This window comes from Rhodococcus sp. AB351 (assembly GCF_049538275.1).
GTDB lineage: Bacteria > Actinomycetota > Actinomycetes > Mycobacteriales > Mycobacteriaceae > Rhodococcus.
The window spans coordinates 112,188-129,907 of the sequence record NZ_JBMVFW010000002.1; the positions used below are offsets into that span (position 1 = coordinate 112,188).

Annotated in this window: 20 protein-coding genes; 10 read left to right on the forward strand and 10 right to left on the reverse strand. The window is 68.6% G+C overall.

The features are described 5' to 3' along the window. Positions 1-111 precede the first annotated feature (111 nt). Positions 112-1,029, forward strand: a complete 918-nt coding sequence (gene ypfJ / locus ACPCXD_RS06540; protein ID WP_423658974.1) for a KPN_02809 family neutral zinc metallopeptidase — start codon at positions 112-114, stop codon at positions 1,027-1,029. A gap of 76 nt (positions 1,030-1,105) precedes the next feature. Here the strand turns inward: ypfJ and ACPCXD_RS06545 are convergent, their stop codons facing one another. Beyond that, positions 1,106-1,405, reverse strand: a complete 300-nt coding sequence (locus ACPCXD_RS06545; RefSeq protein WP_016691636.1) for a protease inhibitor I42 family protein — start codon at positions 1,403-1,405, stop codon at positions 1,106-1,108. 82 nt (positions 1,406-1,487) lie between these two features. On the opposite strand from ACPCXD_RS06545, the gene ACPCXD_RS06550 reads away from it, so the two are divergent. After that, on the forward strand, positions 1,488-2,021 hold the full coding sequence (locus tag ACPCXD_RS06550; RefSeq protein ID WP_237451178.1) for a hypothetical protein: 534 nt from the start codon (positions 1,488-1,490) through the stop codon (positions 2,019-2,021). Between the two features lie 32 nt (positions 2,022-2,053). Beyond that, positions 2,054-2,662, forward strand: a complete 609-nt coding sequence (locus ACPCXD_RS06555; protein WP_423658977.1) for a nucleoside/nucleotide kinase family protein — start codon at positions 2,054-2,056, stop codon at positions 2,660-2,662. Between the two features lie 19 nt (positions 2,663-2,681). On the opposite strand, the gene ACPCXD_RS06560 is transcribed toward ACPCXD_RS06555, so the two are convergent. Next, positions 2,682-3,473 (reverse strand): SDR family NAD(P)-dependent oxidoreductase, encoded by a 792-nt coding sequence (locus tag ACPCXD_RS06560; protein ID WP_016691631.1) that lies wholly within the window; start codon positions 3,471-3,473, stop codon positions 2,682-2,684. A gap of 162 nt (positions 3,474-3,635) precedes the next feature. Here ACPCXD_RS06560 and ACPCXD_RS06565 point away from each other — a divergent pair, with 162 nt between their 5' ends. Then, a complete protein-coding gene (locus tag ACPCXD_RS06565; RefSeq protein WP_016691630.1) occupies positions 3,636-5,396 on the forward strand; it encodes a RecQ family ATP-dependent DNA helicase in 1,761 nt (586 codons plus the stop codon). Between the two features lie 46 nt (positions 5,397-5,442). Here the strand turns inward: ACPCXD_RS06565 and ACPCXD_RS06570 are convergent, their stop codons facing one another. Next, the gene (locus tag ACPCXD_RS06570; protein ID WP_016691629.1) at positions 5,443-5,877 is read right to left on the reverse strand and encodes a DUF4383 domain-containing protein; all 435 of its coding nucleotides are present in this window, start codon (positions 5,875-5,877) and stop codon (positions 5,443-5,445) included. A 267-nt stretch (positions 5,878-6,144) separates the two neighbouring features. Continuing rightward, positions 6,145-6,267, reverse strand: a complete 123-nt coding sequence (locus ACPCXD_RS06575; RefSeq protein WP_016691628.1) for a hypothetical protein — start codon at positions 6,265-6,267, stop codon at positions 6,145-6,147. A 429-nt stretch (positions 6,268-6,696) separates the two neighbouring features. On the opposite strand from ACPCXD_RS06575, the gene ACPCXD_RS06580 reads away from it, so the two are divergent. Together ACPCXD_RS06580 and ACPCXD_RS06585 are read left to right on the forward strand one after the other, a co-directional pair. Beyond that, positions 6,697-8,064 carry a hemolysin family protein gene (locus ACPCXD_RS06580; protein ID WP_145691725.1) on the forward strand — a complete coding sequence of 456 codons (1,368 nt, stop codon included), beginning with the start codon at positions 6,697-6,699 and terminating at the stop codon, positions 8,062-8,064. Further along, the gene (locus ACPCXD_RS06585) at positions 8,057-9,070 is read left to right on the forward strand and encodes a hemolysin family protein (RefSeq protein WP_172414943.1); all 1,014 of its coding nucleotides are present in this window, start codon (positions 8,057-8,059) and stop codon (positions 9,068-9,070) included. Before ACPCXD_RS06580 ends, ACPCXD_RS06585 begins: the two co-directional genes overlap by 8 nt. A gap of 87 nt (positions 9,071-9,157) precedes the next feature. On the opposite strand, the gene ACPCXD_RS06590 is transcribed toward ACPCXD_RS06585, so the two are convergent. Beyond that, on the reverse strand, positions 9,158-9,937 hold the full coding sequence (locus ACPCXD_RS06590; protein ID WP_059381339.1) for a pirin family protein: 780 nt from the start codon (positions 9,935-9,937) through the stop codon (positions 9,158-9,160). After that, entirely contained in the window at positions 9,934-10,959 is a 1,026-nt protein-coding gene (locus tag ACPCXD_RS06595) for a pirin family protein (protein ID WP_145691727.1), read from the reverse strand. Before ACPCXD_RS06595 ends, ACPCXD_RS06590 begins: the two co-directional genes overlap by 4 nt. Before the next feature lie 92 nt (positions 10,960-11,051). Here ACPCXD_RS06595 and ACPCXD_RS06600 point away from each other — a divergent pair, with 92 nt between their 5' ends. Continuing rightward, complete coding sequence (locus ACPCXD_RS06600; protein ID WP_016694941.1) at positions 11,052-11,516, forward strand: MarR family winged helix-turn-helix transcriptional regulator; 465 nt, start codon at positions 11,052-11,054, stop codon at positions 11,514-11,516. A 108-nt stretch (positions 11,517-11,624) separates the two neighbouring features. After that, positions 11,625-12,068, forward strand: coding sequence for an acyl-CoA thioesterase (locus tag ACPCXD_RS06605; protein ID WP_145691728.1), 444 nt, complete (start codon positions 11,625-11,627; stop codon positions 12,066-12,068). A gap of 20 nt (positions 12,069-12,088) precedes the next feature. Here the strand turns inward: ACPCXD_RS06605 and ACPCXD_RS06610 are convergent, their stop codons facing one another. Continuing rightward, on the reverse strand, positions 12,089-13,117 hold the full coding sequence (locus tag ACPCXD_RS06610; RefSeq protein WP_423658982.1) for an Rv2578c family radical SAM protein: 1,029 nt from the start codon (positions 13,115-13,117) through the stop codon (positions 12,089-12,091). A gap of 199 nt (positions 13,118-13,316) precedes the next feature. On the opposite strand from ACPCXD_RS06610, the gene ACPCXD_RS06615 reads away from it, so the two are divergent. Together ACPCXD_RS06615 and ACPCXD_RS06620 are read left to right on the forward strand one after the other, a co-directional pair. Then, positions 13,317-13,652, forward strand: coding sequence for a type VII secretion target (locus ACPCXD_RS06615; protein WP_088898158.1), 336 nt, complete (start codon positions 13,317-13,319; stop codon positions 13,650-13,652). Continuing rightward, entirely contained in the window at positions 13,652-14,869 is a 1,218-nt protein-coding gene (locus ACPCXD_RS06620; protein WP_145691730.1) for a hypothetical protein, read from the forward strand. The genes ACPCXD_RS06615 and ACPCXD_RS06620 overlap by 1 nt, the downstream gene beginning before the upstream one ends. 25 nt (positions 14,870-14,894) lie before the next feature. Here ACPCXD_RS06620 and ACPCXD_RS06625 read toward each other — a convergent pair whose 3' ends face one another. The 3 genes from ACPCXD_RS06625 to ACPCXD_RS06635 all read right to left on the reverse strand — a co-directional run bounded on the left by ACPCXD_RS06625 (position 14,895) and on the right by ACPCXD_RS06635 (position 17,603). Further along, positions 14,895-15,539, reverse strand: coding sequence for a hypothetical protein (locus tag ACPCXD_RS06625; RefSeq protein ID WP_172414944.1), 645 nt, complete (start codon positions 15,537-15,539; stop codon positions 14,895-14,897). Further along, entirely contained in the window at positions 15,526-16,800 is a 1,275-nt protein-coding gene (gene hisS, locus ACPCXD_RS06630; protein ID WP_160876025.1) for a histidine--tRNA ligase, read from the reverse strand. The genes ACPCXD_RS06625 and hisS overlap by 14 nt, the downstream gene beginning before the upstream one ends. Before the next feature lie 119 nt (positions 16,801-16,919). Beyond that, positions 16,920-17,603 carry an MBL fold metallo-hydrolase gene (locus ACPCXD_RS06635; RefSeq protein WP_186455154.1) on the reverse strand — a complete coding sequence of 228 codons (684 nt, stop codon included), beginning with the start codon at positions 17,601-17,603 and terminating at the stop codon, positions 16,920-16,922. Positions 17,604-17,720: the final 117 nt, after the last annotated feature.

Consider the following 17,720-nt stretch of genomic DNA (forward strand, 5'->3'; position numbering starts at 1 on the left):
GGTTCGTCGGCTGTAATCCTACGAAAGACACGATCGGCCCGAGCGCACCCGTACCGAATAGTTCGTGCCAAGCTTGTCCGAATCCGACGAACACAGGAGAAAGCGGCGGCGATGACGTTCAGAGAAGGTGCACGCATGGATGCGGGCCGGGTCCGTACCGGCGGCGGTGGGCGCGGTGGAAAGCTCGCTCTCGGTGGCGGGGCCGGTGGCCTGATCGTCATCATCCTGGCGCTGCTGTTCGGCGGCGATCCGTCCTCGCTGCTCGGCTCGGGAGTGCCCGACACCTCCGGCGATCCGCAGGCCGAGAGCGCACTCGAACAGTGCGAGGTCGGCAGCAGCGCCGCGAACGAGAACGTCGACTGCCGGGTGCTCTACACCGTCGGGTCGCTCGACTCCGTGTGGGAGCAGCAGTTCGGGACGCAGACCGGCGTGGCCTACGTGCAGCCGGAGGTCGAGATCTTCACCTCGGCCACGTCCACCGGGTGCGGCAACGCCACCAGCGACATCGGGCCCTTCTACTGCCCGGCGGACCGGACCGCCTACTTCGACACCAGCTTCTTCGACGAACTCGAGACGCGATTCGGCGCCAGCGGCGGTCCGCTCGCGCAGGAATACGTCGTCGCCCACGAGTTCGGGCACCACCTGCAGAACCAGCTCGGCGATCTCGGTCGCGCGCAGGCCGATCCGCGCGGCCCCGAATCCGGCGCCGTCCGTACGGAACTGCAGGCCGACTGCTACGCCGGGGTGTGGGCCTACCACGCCGACAAGCTGCCCGAACCGACCACCGGCGAGCCCTTCCTCGTGCCGCTCACCGACACCGACATCCGCGACGCACTGTCGGCAGCATCGGCCGTCGGCGACGACCGGATCCAGCGGGCCGCCACCGGCCGGGTGAACCCGGAGGGCTGGACGCACGGGTCGTCCGAGCAGCGTCAGGCATGGTTCCTGGCCGGCTACCGCACCGGCCGGGTCGACGCGTGCGACACCTACTCGGCACGCGATCTCGACAACCCGCCTGTACTGCGCTGAGTCCGTGCGCCTCCGGCACTGCGCTGAGTCCGTGCGCCTCCGGCACTGCGCTGAGTCCGTGCGCCTCCGGACACCGTCACGCGACGGTGACGGTCATGTTCGCGCGGTCGGCGACGAGATCGGCATGCTTCCGCATGCGCAGGGAGATGGGCCAGGTGCCGGCGCGGCGCGCCTTGAAGAAGAAGACCCGCTCGCCGGTCCCTCCCGGCAACGGGTTCTTCGACGGCACGAATCGGATGTCGCGAAGGACGAGCCCCTCTCCGACCCTCGACGTCGACCAGCAGTAGTCCCGGGAGGTGTTCTCGGGAAGATGCAGCTCGATCATGTCCCCGACACCGACAGTGACATCCTTCGGACCAGTGGCGATGTGCTTCATGACCTCAGGATAGCCCGCGAATGTGATTCCCCTCACTCTCGCGACGATGACGCTCGTGCACTGGTGGCGGCAGCGATGTGTGATGGGACACAAAACGGGGCATTCGTTCTCCATGCACGAGGAACGAGCCGGAATCACACGCAGCGACGCGGTGATGGGAGGACGCCTTCTCGCTCTGGCACACGAGAACGGCTACAGCGAACTGACCGAAGAGGTCGCGGCGCTGGTGTCGAGCGCCGGTTCGGACTCGCCGTCACAGATCACTCCCCCGCTCTACGGGGGCGTGCTGAGGTGGACGGTCTCGACGATCGCCGACGTCGTCGTCGACAAGATCGGTCCGCAGGTGCGGGGCGACGAGAGCTTCGAACTGACCATCCGGACCGAGAGCGGCCGTCACGTCCGGCCGGAGGAACTTCCGCAGCCGGAGAGCACCGTGATGAAGGCGGTCGTCGACGCGCTCGCCGGCGACTCGATCGCAGCCCGCAGCGACCTCGACGAAGTGGTCTTCGCGATGGACTGGGCGTCGCAGATGGAAGCGCTGGTCGAGGCGGTGCTCTGGCTCGATCGGCTTCTCGACACACCGGTACCGGAGGGGAACGACACACCGCCCTGGTGACGTCCACCCCCGGAAGGGAGTGACGGCGAGCGATGGCCGCCTTCACTCCCCTGACCCCCGAGATACTCACGATCTCCGTCGCCGAGCGCGCCGCAGCGCTCACCGGACGCGTGTGTGTCGCCGTGAACGCACCGGACGCAGCGGATCCGGTGGAGTTCGCGCAGCATGTCGCGATGGAACTGAGAACGCGGGGCCGCGCGGCGGACGTCGTCGATCTCCACGATTTCGTCCGGCCCGCGTCGCTCCGGCTCGAGCACGGGCGGACCGATCCGTACAGCTACCGCCACGACTGGTTCGACTACGCCGCGGTCGACCGGGAGGTGCTCCGCGCGGTACGCGAACACCAGCGGTGGCTTCCGCGTCTGTGGGACGAGCGCACCGATCGTTCTGCGCGCGAACGCCCTCGGCGAGCGGCGGAGGACCAGATCCTCGTCGTCGCCGGCCCCATGCTCCTCGGCCGTGGTCTCGACTTCGACGTCACCGTCGTCCTGACGATGTCCCGGGGCGCACTCGAAAGGCGCACGCGCGCCGAGGATCACTGGACGATCGACGCGGTGCTCGAACACGACGAGACGGACGCGGACGTCCTGGTGCGCTACGACCACCCCACCCGCCCGGCAGTGCGGACGCGATCGGCCTGAGCGCTCCTGCCGTCGCGGATCATCGCCCCGATCGAGGCTTGGCCAGGACCCGGTGGACGGCCGAGGTCACCGCGTCGGGCGCCACCGTGCCGAAGACCGCCATCGACTTCGCGAGCACGGACCCGGGCACCACGTTCGCCTCGCTGCGCATCAGAGCGGCATAGCCGTCGCGCGCGACGTGGGCGGGATCGTCCTTGGGCGCCTTCCCGAGGATCGTGTCGAGCATCCCGGCACGTGCGAAGAAGTGGGTGTCCGTGGCCCCGGGCAGCATGGCCGTGAGCGTGACCCCGCTGCCGTCGAGTTCCTTGCGGACGCCGTCGGTGAAGGACTGCACGAAGGCCTTGGATGCGTTGTACACGGCCTGGTACGGGCCGGGCATCTTCGACACGACCGACGAGGTGACGAGCATCCGGCCCGAACCCACCCGCAGCATGTCGTTCAGCAACAGATGCGCCAGATGCACCGTCGAGCGCACGTTGACGTCGACGATCGAGAGAACGTCCTCGAGCTCTGCGTCGACGAACGCCCCGCCGATCCCGACACCGGCGTTGAGCGCAGCCGCCGCCGGGACGCGACCTCCGGCCGTCGCCGCCTCGTGCACCGCCCGGACCCCTTCCGGAGTCCTCAGATCCGCGTGGACCGACATCACCTCCGCACCGGACGTCCGCAGGTCGGCAGCGACCTCGTCCAGAGTGTCCGATCTCGCCGCGAGCACGAGGTCGTATCCGTCGGCCGCGAACAGGGCCGCCAGCTCCCGGCCTATGCCTCGCGATGCTCCGGTCACCAGAGCGAGAGGTCGAGCGTCGTTCATATCTCCTCCTCGGCACGTATGGCTCGCGGGTACCCACACCCCGTCGGCTCGACACGGCACCGGGAGCTCGCAACCGTTTGGGTCGGGCACGTCGTCGGGTATGCGGGAGACATCCTGCGCTCGCCCCGTCACGGGCAGTCCCTTCCGATTCCTGGAGTCCACTTGCAGCACAAGACATATCGGCCGTCGTCCGACAGAGCATCGGAGGATGCCCGCGAGGAACTGTGCGCCGCGGCGCAGAAGGTGTTCGGCTGGGACACGCTGCGTCCCGAACAGTTGGACGCGATGGTTCCGCTGCTCGACGGACGCGACGTCCTGGCCGTGATGGCCACCGGCTCCGGGAAGTCCGCGATCTATCAGGTGCCCTCACTGCTGCTACCGGGGGTGACGGTCGTCGTCTCCCCCTTGATCGCGTTGCAGAACGATCAGATCGCCGGTCTGGACCACTCGGAGGCGCCCGAGGCGGTCGCGATCAATTCGCGCCAGCGCGAGTCGGAGAACGAGGCGAACTGGCAGGCCGTGCTCGAACACGACGCCGACTACGTCTTCCTCGCTCCCGAACAGCTCGCCAAGGACGAGGTCCTGGAGCGCCTGAGGAGCGTGGAGGTCTCGCTCCTCGTCGTCGACGAAGCGCACTGCGTCGCCATGTGGGGGCACGACTTCCGGCCCGAATATCTGCGCCTGGGAGACGTGGCCGAGGCTCTCGGCCGACCACCCGTCGTCGCACTCACCGCGACCGCCTCACCCCCGGTCCGCGAGGACATCGTCGAGGCGTTGCGCATGCGGGATCCGCTCGTCGTCGCCGGAGGTTTCGACCGGCCGAACCTCGACATCGAGGTGCGCAGACACACCGACGACGGCGAGAAGCGACGCGCCGTCGTCGAAGCAGTGGCGTCCCTGTCCGGTCCGGGCATCCTGTACGCCGCGACCCGCAAGGACACCGAGCGGTACGCCGAGGCCCTGCGCGAACGCGGGATCGATGCGTGCCCTTATCACGCCGGGATGCGCGCGGCCGAGCGCGAGGACGTCCACCTCGGATTCCTCGACGGTCGCTGCGATGTCGTGGTGGCGACCTCCGCCTTCGGCATGGGTATCGACAAGCCGGATGTGCGTTTCGTCGTGCACGCCTCGGTACCCGACTCGGTCGATTCCTACTACCAGCAGATCGGGCGCGCCGGACGCGACGGGGAGCCGGCCACCGTCCTGATGTTCTACCGTCCCGAGGATCTGTCGCTCGCGACCTTCTTCACCACCCACAACCCCGACGAGGAGCTGATCGGCCAGGTGTTCTCGGCGGTCCGCTCCGCGTCGCCGATGAAGCTCGGACGGCTGCGTACCGAACTCGACGTGCGGGGCCGGAGACTGTCCAACGCGGTGAACCTGCTCGAGCGATGCGGGGCTCTCGTCTCCGGCCGGCGCGGACTCTCCGCCGCCGACATCCCACGACGGAAGGCGGTCGAGCGCGCACGCGAGACGGCTGCCTCGGGTGAACGACTGGACCGGTCGCGGGTCGAGATGATGCGCGGATACGCCGAGACCCGCGGATGCCGCCGCCGGTTCCTGCTCGGATACTTCGGCGAGGCGCTGTCCGACCCCTGCGGCCGGTGCGACACCTGCCGGGACGGCGCGTCCGACGAGGCCGCAACGGTATCCGTGCTTCCGGGCACCGAGACGGCGCAGGTGGACTGCGAGACGTCGGCGTTCGCCCCGAACACTCGCGTGGTGCATGCCGAGTGGGGACCGGGAGTGGTGATGACCTGCGAGCACGATCGCGTCACCGTCCTGTTCGACAGCGAGGGCTACCGGACGCTGTCGCTCGAGGCGATCGCCGAGTCGGGGGTGCTGACGGTCGACGATGCCGGTCGCCCCGACGAGACCCACACCGACACTCTGCCTGCCCACATGGAAGAACCCGTGGCGTGAACCACGGGTTCTTCCGGATCCCGACGTCGGGAGGGGCGGGCTCGGGTCAGGGGCGAGCCGTACCCGGGGCCGTTCGCGTGCGTGTGAGAAGCACGCCGAGAGCGATCATGCCCAGGCCGAGGACGAAGTGGAGCCAGTCGTCCGCGGTGTTCAAGGGCACGAAGTTGGCGCTGCTGTCCTTGTCGATGATCAGACCGTAGATCCACAGCACCAGGTAGATCGCACCGCCGATGATGAGGAAACTGCGGGCCATGGCTGCATCCCGGGCTGCAGCGAGTCCCAGGACACCGAAGAGCAGGTGCACGATGTTGTGGAGGATGGAGACCTGGAAGATCCCCAACAGCAGAGCCTCGGAATGGTGGCCTGCACCCGAGAGCTGGTCGTAGTCCGACGTGACACCCGGGATGAAACCGAGGATGCCCACCAGGAGGAAGACCGCGCCCACCACGAGCGCCGCGGTCTGCACCGGCGTTGCCGTCATCGAGCCGCGGCCGGGGCTTGGTGTTCGAGATGTCATCTTTCGCGTCCTCTCACCGAACGTCCGTTTGGGTTGAGTGGTCCGAATTACATCCACCGGTTAGCCCTGGCGAAACGAACCCAAACGTCGGTTTCTGTGGTCGGGACGGGATCGAGAACGGGGGTCGGAAACGGTGCGGCACTCCGCTCCCCCTGGCCGGACGGAGACGACCATCTCCGGACACGACGAAGGCCCGCGGGATCAACCCACGGGCCTTCGAGTCTGCGAGGCTCAGGCCTGGCTGCTGCCGAACGCATCGCCGGCCGCATCAGCGGAACCGGTGAAGAAGTTCAGCACGTCGAACAGGTCGGCGAGGTTACCGAAGAGGTCGACAAGGAACTCGAGTGCAGGCACGGGCTTCTCCCATCAATGGAACAACAACGAAGTTGTGACGACGCGCGTCGACACGCGATCCAATTGTTACCTGCATTCCACGTCCGCGCAGCACTTAGATTTGTAATCCGGGCCACAAAATGTCCCTACCAGCACAAACGTCGAAATATTCGAGAAAATCGGTCAGAAATGTCGTAATCGCTCGGAAATACCCGCGTCGGACAATCCGGTCCATTCGGATGATAATCCGGGGATTACAAGATCGCTTTGTGACCATACCTCCACCCGGATGGTGGAACTTCCACCCCCGTCCGTTCGTCCTATCCTGTGAATGCATCCGTCAGCCCCACCCGACCCAGAGGGAGTCATGAAACGCCCCAAGCGAAAACCTCGAAGACCCGTCCCGCCCAGATGTGACGCTCTGCTCGTCACCCGAGCCCGGTCCCCGAAGTGCTGACCGCCCTCGGAATCGCGGCCGGCATTCTTGTCGTTCTCGCCATCACTGCACTGACCGGCTACTTCGTCGCGCAGGAATTCGCGTACATGGCCGTCGACCGCTCCCGTCTGAAGGCCCGCGCCGAAGGCGGTGACTCGGCTGCGGCCCGCGCACTGGCGGTCACCCGCCGCACCTCGTTCATGCTCTCGGGCGCTCAGCTCGGCATCACCGTCACCGGCCTGCTCGTCGGTTACGTCGCGGAACCGCTGATCGGTAGCGGCCTCGGCGAACTGCTGGGCGGTGTGGGCATCCCCACCGCCGTGGGTGTCGCCGTCGGCACCGTGCTGGCCGTGCTCTTCTCGACGGTGGTCCAGATGGTCTTCGGTGAGCTGGTACCGAAGAACCTCGCCATCGCCCGTCCCGAACCGGTCGCACGCCGCCTCGCCCTGTCGACGAGCGCCTATCTCGCCGTCTTCGGATGGCTGATCAAACTGTTCGACGCGTCGTCGAATCTCCTGCTGCGAGCCCTGCGCATCGAGCCGGTGCACGACGTCGAGCACTCCGCGACACCGCGCGACCTCGAACACATCGTGGCCGCGTCCCGCGAGACCGGCGAACTTCCGCCGGAGCTGTCCACCCTCCTCGACCGGATCCTCGAGTTCCCGACCCGGACCGCCGAACACGCGATGATCCCGCGGTCGCGGGTCGACGTCGTCGAGCTGGACGAGCCGGTCGCCATGATCCTCGACAAGATGAGCGAGGGGCACACCCGCTACCCCGTGGTGGGCACCTCGTCCGACGATCTGCGCGGGGTCGTGCATCTGCACGACCTCCTCGGCCTCGACACCCCGACGGGCACGGCCGCGACGGTCTGCCGACCGCCCGTGATCGTGCCGGCCACGCTGGCACTACCGGAAGTCCTCACCGAACTGGCCCGGGCCGACGACGAGATGGCACTGGTGATCGACGAGTACGGCGGTTTCGCCGGCGTCGTCACGCTCGAGGACATCGCGGAGGAACTGGTCGGCGAGATCGCCGACGAGCACGATCCCGCGATGGCCGTCGAGGTCATCCGTCCCGAGGGCGACGGCTGGATCGTCCGCGGCGACGCACACATCGACGAGGTGGCCCGCACCCTCGACCACGAACTGCCCGAGGGCGACTACGAGACGCTCGCGGGTCTGGTCATCACCGAGTTCGGCGGCCTGCCCGAGGTGGGGGACACCGTCCGGATCACGCTGGATCCGGATCCGGCCGAACTGTTGAACGAGGACGGCCCGATCCACAGGACCCTGGTGGCCGAGGTACGCGACATCGACAAGCACGTGCCGTCGTCCGTGCGCGTGACCGTTCTGACGGACGAGGTGACCGGCAATGAGTAACCCTGTGGTCGTCGCGGTGGTGACGATCGGCCTGATCGCCGCCAGCGCGTTCTTCGTCGCGGTCGAGTTCGCGCTCATCGCGGCGCGACGACACCGGCTCGAGGACGCAGCGCCGTCGAGCCGCTCGGCGCGCGCCGCCCTGCGCAGCGCGTCCGAACTGTCGGTGCTGCTCGCAGGATCCCAGCTCGGTATCACGGTGTGCACGCTCGCACTGGGTGCGACGACGAAACCCGCAGTGCACCACTGGCTCACGCCCTTGTTCGAGAACTGGGGCGCGCCGCTGTGGCTCGCGGATGTCGCCGGCTTCGTCCTTGCGCTGATCATCGTGACGTTCCTGCACCTCGTCGTCGGCGAGATGGCACCGAAGTCGTGGGCGATCGCCCACCCGGAGAAGTCCGCCACGATGCTGGCGCTGCCGATGCGGGCGTTCATGTGGGTGACCCGGCCGTTGCTCGTCCGGTTGAACCACATGGCGAACTGGTGCCTGCGGAAGGTCGGCGTGGATCCCGTGGATCAGGTCGCCGAAGGTCAGGATCCCGATGCACTCCGCCATCTGGTCGAGCACTCGGCCACCGTCGGCACGCTCGACGAGCGCTATCACGGGCACCTGAGCAGCGCGCTGGAGCTCGAGACGCTCACGCTCGGCGAGATCGTCACGCCGCAGGCGGAGCCGAGCAGTGTGAAGCCGACCTCGACGGCCGACGAGATCCGTGAGACGGCTCATCGCACGGGGCATCTCCGGCTGCTCGTACGCGCCAACGGGCACGTGGACGGTGTCGTGCACGTACGTGACAGTCTCCAGGCCGCACCCGGAACCACGGCGGCCGAACTGATGCGCCCCGCGCTGACGATCGACGCCGCGACGCCGGTCTACGAGGCGCTCACGACGATGCGGGAAACCAGGAACCATCTGGTCACCGTCACCGAGAACGGACGGATCGTCGGGTTGATCACCCTGTCGGACGTCCTGGCCCGGTTGCTGCCGATGAGCGGCGCCGCGAACTGACCCACGACGGCGACAGGCCCGTCCCGGATCTGCGGGGCGGGCCTGTTGCCGTTTCCGGTCCGCCGGAGCGGTCGGCAGTGCCGGTGTTCAGGAATGTCCGAGTGCGGCGTGCATCTCCCAGACGATGATCTCGGCGCCGGTCGCCGTGGTGAGCGCTCGACCGCCACCTCCGGCGATCCGCACCGCGTCTCCTTCGGCGAGAGGTCCGGCTCCCTCGAGTGCGGCTTCGCCCCGGGCGACGAAGAGGTGCACGAAGGGTGCGTCCGGCAGCGTCACGGGGCGATCCGGACGCATCCGCGCGACGTGCATGGCGGCATATCTGTTGCGGATGCGGATGGCGGAATGGTCGGCGTAGGCGTCCATTCCGGATGCGACCGGCACGAGACCGCCGGAGAGCAGTTCGTCGTCGATCTCGAGTTGTTCGTATCCCGGCTCGATCCCGGCTTCGTCCGGCAGCACCCACATCTGCACGAACCGCACCGGTTCGTCGTGCTCGGCGGCATACGACGCGGTGGCGCCGGGATGACGCCACGAGTCGTTCTTCTCGGAGTGGAGGATGCCGGAGCCCGCGCTCATGCGCTGCGCGAGACCCGGGTAGATCACCCCGGAGTGTCCCGTCGAATCCTGGTGCACGAGCGATCCGCGGAGCACCCAGGTGACGATTTCCATGTCGCGGTGCGGGTGGGTGTCGAAACCGCTTCCCGGACGGACGATGTCGTCGTTGTTGACCATCAGCATCCCGAAATGCGTGTTGTCGGGATCGTAGTGGTGGCCGAACGAGAAGGAGTGCCTCGAGTCGAGCCAGTCGATCTTCGTGTGGAGGCGGTCGTCCGCGCGGCGGACGTCGAGAATCGGTGCGGTGCTCATGCGGGGTCCTGTGTCGGGCAGTTCGGATCTGCGGTGGGCGGATTGCGGCGGGGGCGGATACGTGCCTGGGGCAGGGGTGGCGCCGGGAGACGCTCGACCCTGCCGGTGTAGCCGGAGACGCTGCCGAACCGATCGGAGCCGCGTTCCCAGGCGTCCCGGTAGGCGACGATCTCGTCGTGGTCGCGCCCGACGAAGTTCCACCACATGACGATCTCCTCGCCGAAGGGTGTTCCGCCGAGGAGGACGATACGTGCGGGTTCGTCGGTGGTGTTGGTCAGTTCGAGGGCCGGCACGCCGGTTCCGGTGTAGCCGAGCGCGGCACGGGTGAGCACGGTGCCGAACAGTGCGACCGTACCGGTGTCGACGAGCACCCCGTGTTCGAACGACGGGTCGACGTCGAGGGTGATACTCGCTGCGGGGTCCAGGACGATCTCCGCGCCGAGCAGCGGGGTGTACGTCGTCACGGGCGACTCCTGGCCGGCGAGCGAACCGAGGAAGACCTTGACGTCGGCGCCGGGCACCCGGACGACCGGCGGCACGTGGTGCTGGAAGTCGCGGGGCGCATCGCGATGCGTGTCGGGCAGGGCCACCCACAGCTGGACACCGTGCAGCGTCGCGGTCGCGGCGGTGGAGACCTCGGAGTGGCAGATCCCGTGGCCTCCGGTCATGAGGTTCAACTCCCCCGGCCGGACCATCGCGTGCACGCCGTGACTGTCGCGGTGTTCGATCTCCCCGGTGAACAGCCACGACACCGTCTGGAGCCCGGTGTGGGGGTGCGGTGCGACGTCCATGCCGCCGGTGCGGGAGACGTCGTCGGGACCGTAGTGGTCGACGAAGCACCACGCACCGATCAGCGAACGTTGCCGTTGCGGGAGCGTGCGGCGGACGGGCATGGCCCGGGGGCCGCCGAGCGGGACCTCACGCGAGGTGATGATCTCCACGCGGGGGCGGAGCGGGTCGCGAATCGGGAGGTCCTCCGTCCGGCAGCGGATCTCCTCGGGACGGGTGTCGGTGTTGCTCATGCCGCTCGACTCCTCTCGGTGGTCCGTCGGTCGACGCTTCCAGTGTGTCACATTTGATTGCGCAGTCAACTAACACGGGTACACTGGAGGTCATGGGAGAAGCGAAGTGGCTCGGCGACGACGAACAGCGCCTGTGGCGCGCCTATCTCGATGCGACGCGTCTGCTGTTCCAGAATCTCGACAAGCAGCTGCTGCGGGACTCCGACATCTCCTTCACCGACTTCGAGATCCTGGTCCTGCTGTCCGAGGCACCCGACCGCCGGATGCGCATGCGCGACCTCGCCGACGCGAGCACCACGACCCGCAGCGGCATCACCCGCGCCGTTTCCCGCATGGAGAATGCGGGGTGGGTCCGGCGCGTGGAGTGCGAATCCGACCGACGTGGCGCGTGGGCCGAACTGACGGACGTCGGCTACGCGAGACTCGCCGAGGCGGGTCCGGGCCACGTCGAGGCGGTCCGCGAGAACATGTTCGACCTGCTCTCGCCCGATGACGTCACCTCCATGGCCGAGGCCTTCACCCGCATGCGCGATCGCATGATCGACGGTAGACGGTAGGCCGTCCACCCCGGGACGAACACCTCCCGCGCCTCCGAAGCGGGACGCCGGCCCGGTCACGGATATGTTGACCGGGTCACAGTCACCATCTCGAAGGCGGTACCTCCCATGCGGTACGACCCGCGACGCACCTCGCTCGACCTGTATCCGTTGCAGCGCACGATCACGCCCCTCTTCGGCGACACCGACGCGCTCGGGCACATCAACAACGTCTCGATCGCCCGCTACTTCGAACAGGCCCGCGTCCTCGTCATGGAGGCCGTGTCGTCGACCCTGGGCGGTACCCAGCCCTTCGAGCGTGCGGTACTCGCGAAGATCGAGATCAACTTCCTGGCCGAGGTGTTCTATCCGCACGACATCGTCATCGCCACCGGTGTCCATCACATCGGGACGTCGTCGGTCGTGATCGGCTCGGCCCTGTTCCAGCACGGCAGGTGCGTCGCGCTCGCCGATTCGGTGGACGTCGGCACCGCCGCCGAAGGCGGCTCACGGCCGGTCCCCGAAGCCTCGCGTGCGGCGTTCGAGAAGTTCCGGCTCGCATACGACGACTGACACGCCGCCCGCGAACCGCCTCAGAACAGGGTGAGCGCCGCCTCCGGTTCGGGGGCGCGTTCGTCGGTGCGCAGCGCCCCCTTCTCCTCGCGCCGAGCGGACGCCCGGGCCCCGAGGCGGTGACGGTCGAGCAGGGGCGCGACCCGCTCGTCCAACCACTGCGAGTACTCGGGAGCGACGTAGGCGCCCCGGCCGTAGAGGCGGCGATAGCGGCGCATGAGGGCAGGATGCTCCTGGGCGAGCCACGACAGGAACCACCCGCGGGTCGATCCGCGCAGGTGCAGCGGTATCACCGTGACCCCCGACGCGCCGGCTGCGGCGAGGGAGTCGAACAGCGTGTCGAGGTGCTGCCGCGAGTCGGTGAGGAAGGGCAGCACCGGAGCGACCATGACATGGCACGACAACCCGGCCTCGACGATCGCCTTCACGAGATCGAGACGGGCCTTCGGTGACGGCGTGCCCGGCTCGATGTGCGCGGCGAGCTCGGAATCGCCGATCGGGAGCGACACCGCGACCGACACGTCGACCTGACCGGCCGCCAGCGACAGCAGCGGGAGATCCCGGCGCAGCAGCGTGCCCTTCGTGAGAATGGAGAAGGGGGTGCCGGATTCGGCGAAGGCCCGGATGACTCCGGGCATCAGCCGGTAGCGCCCCTCCGCACGTTGGTAGGGATCGGTGTCGGTGCCGAGCGCCACGTGTTCCCGGGTCCAGGATCGTCGCGCGAGTTCGCGGCGCAGGACGGCGGCGACGTTGGTCTTGACGACCAGCTGCGAGTCGAAGTCGTGCCCGGCGTCGAGATCGAGGTACTCGTGCGTGGGCCGGGCGAAGCAGTACCGGCACGCGTGTGTGCAGCCGCGGAAGGTGTTGACGGTGTACCGGAACGGCAACCGGGAGGCCTCCGGCGTCCTGTTCAGCGCGCTCTTGCACAGCACCTCGTGGAAGGTGACGCCCTCGAACTCCGGCGTGCGGACACTACGGACGAGGCCGGCCCGTTCGAGACCCGGCAGAGCTCCGTCGTCCGCATCCACAGCCTGACCCGCCCACCGCATGCCCTCCAGTCGAACATGTGTGCTATTCGCTGTCAACAGATCGTTCGACATCGTGTTCGATCGGACGGAGCGCACTCGCTGTGCAACGAATACATCGGCATTCCCGCCGCTTCATCCACAGCCGGCCGAGGGCCCGGTGGCTCGCCCGGTTCGCTCGAGTTACAGTGCTCGCCACACTGATCTTCGATGGGGGGGTTCGATGAGCGGTCTGTTTCCCGGTGCCGGAATCCGGGTGGTGCCCGACGGAATTCGAGCGTTCGGGACCACGAATCTTCGTGCGGCCGAGCAGGTGGCGCAGGCGGGGACGTTCGATCTGCAGGCCAACATCTCCGCGCTGAGCCCGGCCATGGGACTCATCGGCGGAGAGTTCCTCGCAGTGTTCGCGGCGGCCCAGTCCGAGCACAGCCGCGCCGTCGCGCAACTGTCGTGGGCCTACGCGTCCAACGGCATCGCGGCACACGAGGCGGCCACCGGCTACGAAACGACCGACACCGGAACGGCTTCGGCGCTGGCCGATGCTGCGGGAGGACTGTGATGCAGGGATCGGTCGTCGACACCGCAACACCCGCCGCCTCACCGACCGTTCTCGACGCTCTCCGCGCGTCTCCGATCGGACCGGTCCTCGACGCACCGCTTCCGGTACTGCCGGAACCCGTGCTCCCCGAGCCCGGTCTGCCCGTCCTCGAGGCGAATTCGATCGTCGAACTGCTCGAATCGATCCCGGTACCGGTGCTACCCGATCTCGAAACGATCGTGCGGCCGCTCACCGACCTCTGCTCGATGTTCGGCACCGGCATCCTCGACTCGCTCGATCCCTCGGCGATCCTGCAGCAGGGGTCGCGTCTGCTCGAAACCGCCACGATGCTCGGCCGCAGTGCGCTGCACGCACTTCCGGAGTCGTGGGAGGGGGTGACGGCCGACGAGGCCGCAGGGCACGGGGTGCGCGCACAACAGTCCGCCCTCGAACTGGCCGACCGCGGCGACCGGATCGGCGACGTCACCCGCGCCGCCACGGCGACCGTCGAACGCGGCAACATCGAATTGACCGGCATCGCACAGTCGTTCGTGGCCACGGCGATGGCGGCCGCGCCCGCTCTCGCGACGCCGCCGGGCCAGGCCGCCCTGTTGGCGTCCGCCGTGCAGCATCTCCAGGCGGCACTGGCCGTCGTCGCGCGCACCCGGGGCGAGCTGACGATCCATACCGCCGCGATGACGGCGCTGACCACACCGATTCCCGTGCCCGCGCCGGTCGCCGTGGCCGGGGTCCACGAGATGCGCACGGTCGCCACTGCCGCAACCGATGTCGCGTCGAGTGTCGCAGCGCCGTTCACGGCCGCCGCGCACGCCCCGACCATTCCCACCGCCCACGCGGCGACCGTGCCCACCGCACACGCGGCGGTTCCGACCGTCGGCGCGGCGGTCGCGGGATCGGCCGGAACGATGTCGGCCGGAGTGGCCGCCGGTCACGGCACCGCAGGGGCCGCGTTCGGAACTGCAGGTGCGCCTGCCGCCGCTCCGATTCCGACCGCGCCCGGTACGGGTGGGGGTTCGCCGACCACGACCGGCGCGACCGCGATGGGAAGGGCACCCTCGACCGGCGGGATGGTCCCCGCGGGCTCGACCCGCGGATCCGACGACGAGGAGCACCGCTCCCCCACCCGTCTGCTGAGTGCCGCCGCGGAGGGCACCGAGGTCGTCGGCGAACTGCCGTTGGTCGTTCCCGCGGTGATCGGTTCGTACGACGACCGGTGAGCGCCACTCGCCGATCGACGGGCCGTCAGTCCACGAGCGAGGCGACCTCGTGGTCGGTCAGCGTCGTCTGCGGCACCCGGCCGGCGCCGCGCGCGAGTTCGATCGCCCGGTAGAGCGGGCGTTCGCCGAGCGCGGCGTCGCGGGCCTCGGCCCGCAATTGTTCGACGAGCACCGACGAGATCGCCGCCGCCGGTGCGATCTCGCTGGTGGCGAGCGCATCCGCGAGCTTTCGCAGGGCCAGTACGTCGAGTTCGCGGCCGCCGCCGTTCGCGTACAGGGCGAGCGGGACCGACACGAGGTTGTGCTCGCCGTCGTTGACGCGCACGACGGCCTGCGATACCCCGCCCACCCGAACGATCAGTTCGACCCCGGCGAGTCGCGCGAGATCGACACTGCGCGACCGGAACGCCCCCGACAGGGTGACGACGGTGCCGCGCAGCAGCAGGTGCCGACGCGTGGCCAGGAACGCACCGACGGCCGGCGGCACGGCGAAGACGCCCCCGACGAGCAGCGCTACCCAGCCGGGCGCGACGATCCAGACGAGGAAGCCGAGGACGACGCCGACGGCGAGTGCGAGCAGCGCGATCCTGCGGGCGCGTGGCCGGAGCAGTTTGGACGGGATCAGATCGAGCGGGACGGCGGCACCGTCCCGGTCGTCATGCGCCGGCAACGACCTCACCCACACGGGCGACGACGTCCGTGAGTGCAACGCTGTGCTGCTCGCCGGTGCGCAGATCCTTGACGACGATCTCGCCCGCCTCGAGTTCGCGGTCGCCGAGCACGAGCGCGACGACGGCGCCGGACTTGTCGGCCGCCTTCATGGCGCCCTTGAGGCCGCGCCCACCGTAGGCGAGGTCGACGCGGACACCCGCAGCGCGCAGCCTGTGTGCGATGGGCACGAGCGCGGCCTTGGCGGCATCGCCCATCGGCACCCCGTACACCTCGCACCGCGCGGGGCTACCGGCGGTCCTGCCCTCGGCGGCGAGCGCGAGAACCGTGCGGTCCACGCCGATTCCGAAACCGATGCCCGAGAGGGGCTGGCCGCCGAGCTGTTCCATGAGCCCGTCGTAGCGGCCTCCACCACCGATGCCGGACTGGGCGCCGAGCCCGTCGTGGACGAACTCGAAGGTGGTCTTCGTGTAGTAGTCGAGGCCGCGCACCATGCGCGGGTTGACGACGTACGGGACACCGATCGCGTCGAGGTGGGCGAGCACCTCGTCGAAGTGCGCGCGAGCGGTGTCCGAGAGGTGGTCGAGCATCAGCGGTGCGTCGGCGGTCATCTCGCGGACCTCCGGGCGCTTGTCGTCGAGCACCCGAAGCGGGTTGATCTCGGCGCGGCGGCGCGTCTCCTCGTCGAGCGGGAGCGCGAAGAGGAACTGCTGCAGCTTCTCCCGGTACTGCGGTCGGCAGGTCTCGTCGCCGAGGGACGTGATCTCGAGGCGGAAGCCGTCGAGTCCGAGCGACCGGAATCCTGCGTCGGCGACCGCAATGACCTCGGCGTCGAGCGCGGGATCGTCGATGCCGATCGCCTCGACGCCGACCTGCTGCAGCTGACGGTAGCGGCCCGCCTGGGGACGCTCGTAGCGGAAGAACGGTCCGGAATAGGACAGCTTCACGGGGAGCTGACCGCGATCGAGACCGTGCTCGATCACCGCGCGCATCACACCTGCGGTGCCCTCGGGACGCAGCGTGACCGAGCGTTCACCGCGATCCGCGAAGGTGTACATCTCCTTGGTGACGACGTCGGTGGACTCGCCGACGCCGCGAGCGAACAGGCCGGTGTCCTCGAAGATGGGCAGCTCGACGTGCCCGTACCCCGCCAGGCGTGCGGCACGGGTCAGACCGTCCCGTACCGCCACGAACTCCGCCGACTGCGGGGGAACGTAATCGGGCACACCCTTCGGCGCCGAAAACGTGGAGGCCTTGCTCACTGGTACTGCCTTCTCTCGGGATTCTCTCGGTTGGTCACCGGACGGATCGCGGTGTTCGTGCGTCGGTATCGATGCGCCGGTGTCGATGTGTCGGTGTTCGTGCGTCGGTGTTCGTGCCGTCAGCGGGATTCTGCCAGGCCGGTGAGGAAGGGGTTCGACACCCGCTCCTGGCCGATCGTGCTCGCCCCACCGTGTCCGGGGAGGATGTTGGTGCCGTCGTCGAGCACGAGCAGCTTGCGCGCGATCGAGTCGAGCAGTTGCGCGTGGTCGCCGCCGGGCAGGTCGGTGCGGCCGATCGATCCCTGGAACAGGGTGTCGCCGGTCAGGGCGACGTTCAGGACGGCCCCGTCGGGCGTGGTGGTGCGGGTGCGCAGGACGACCGAGCCGCGGGTGTGTCCGGGCGTGTGGTCGACGACGAACCCGATTCCGGCGTGTTCGATCTCGTCCCCGTCGGCGAACTCCACGACCTGCTGCGGTTCGACGAACTCGACGCCGTCGAGGAAGGGCGCAAGGCTCGACCCCATGCCCTGCAGCGGATCGGTGAGCATCATCCGGTCGTCCGGGTGGATGTAGACCGGGATCCCGTACCGGTCGGCCACCGGCTGCGCCGACCACATGTGGTCGAGGTGACCGTGCGTGAGCAGCACCGCCCGGGGCGTGAGATCGGATCCGGTGAGGAACTCCACGAGCGGCTCGGCGGCGTCCTGGCCGGGATCGACGACGACGCACTCCTTCGCGTTGTCCTGCGCGAGGATGTAGCAGTTGGTCTGGAACATCCCTGCAGGGAATCCGGTCACGAGCACGAGCATCGCTCCTACGGGTGGAAGCCTTCGAGGTCTCCTACAGACTATGCGTTGCGCCCTGCCCGCGGGTTGCCGGTCCCGGGTGGCAGACTCGGGTCTGCTTCGAAGTCGGTTGGA

Excerpts from the sequence above, each read along its gene's own strand:
- ypfJ (WP_423658974.1), top strand. The coding sequence starts at position 112 with ATGACGTTCAGAGAAGGTGCACGCATGGATGCGGGCCGGGTCCGTACC.
- ACPCXD_RS06545 (WP_016691636.1), bottom strand. The coding sequence starts at position 1,405 with ATGAAGCACATCGCCACTGGTCCGAAGGATGTCACTGTCGGTGTCGGG.
- ACPCXD_RS06550 (WP_237451178.1), top strand. The coding sequence starts at position 1,488 with ATGGGACACAAAACGGGGCATTCGTTCTCCATGCACGAGGAACGAGCC.
- ACPCXD_RS06555 (WP_423658977.1), top strand. The coding sequence starts at position 2,054 with ATGGCCGCCTTCACTCCCCTGACCCCCGAGATACTCACGATCTCCGTC.
- ACPCXD_RS06560 (WP_016691631.1), bottom strand. The coding sequence starts at position 3,473 with ATGAACGACGCTCGACCTCTCGCTCTGGTGACCGGAGCATCGCGAGGC.
- ACPCXD_RS06570 (WP_016691629.1), bottom strand. The coding sequence starts at position 5,877 with ATGACGGCAACGCCGGTGCAGACCGCGGCGCTCGTGGTGGGCGCGGTC.
- ACPCXD_RS06585 (WP_172414943.1), top strand. The coding sequence starts at position 8,057 with ATGAGTAACCCTGTGGTCGTCGCGGTGGTGACGATCGGCCTGATCGCC.
- ACPCXD_RS06590 (WP_059381339.1), bottom strand. The coding sequence starts at position 9,937 with ATGAGCACCGCACCGATTCTCGACGTCCGCCGCGCGGACGACCGCCTC.
- ACPCXD_RS06595 (WP_145691727.1), bottom strand. The coding sequence starts at position 10,959 with ATGAGCAACACCGACACCCGTCCCGAGGAGATCCGCTGCCGGACGGAG.
- ACPCXD_RS06600 (WP_016694941.1), top strand. The coding sequence starts at position 11,052 with ATGGGAGAAGCGAAGTGGCTCGGCGACGACGAACAGCGCCTGTGGCGC.
- ACPCXD_RS06605 (WP_145691728.1), top strand. The coding sequence starts at position 11,625 with ATGCGGTACGACCCGCGACGCACCTCGCTCGACCTGTATCCGTTGCAG.
- ACPCXD_RS06610 (WP_423658982.1), bottom strand. The coding sequence starts at position 13,117 with ATGCGGTGGGCGGGTCAGGCTGTGGATGCGGACGACGGAGCTCTGCCG.
- ACPCXD_RS06615 (WP_088898158.1), top strand. The coding sequence starts at position 13,317 with ATGAGCGGTCTGTTTCCCGGTGCCGGAATCCGGGTGGTGCCCGACGGA.
- ACPCXD_RS06620 (WP_145691730.1), top strand. The coding sequence starts at position 13,652 with ATGCAGGGATCGGTCGTCGACACCGCAACACCCGCCGCCTCACCGACC.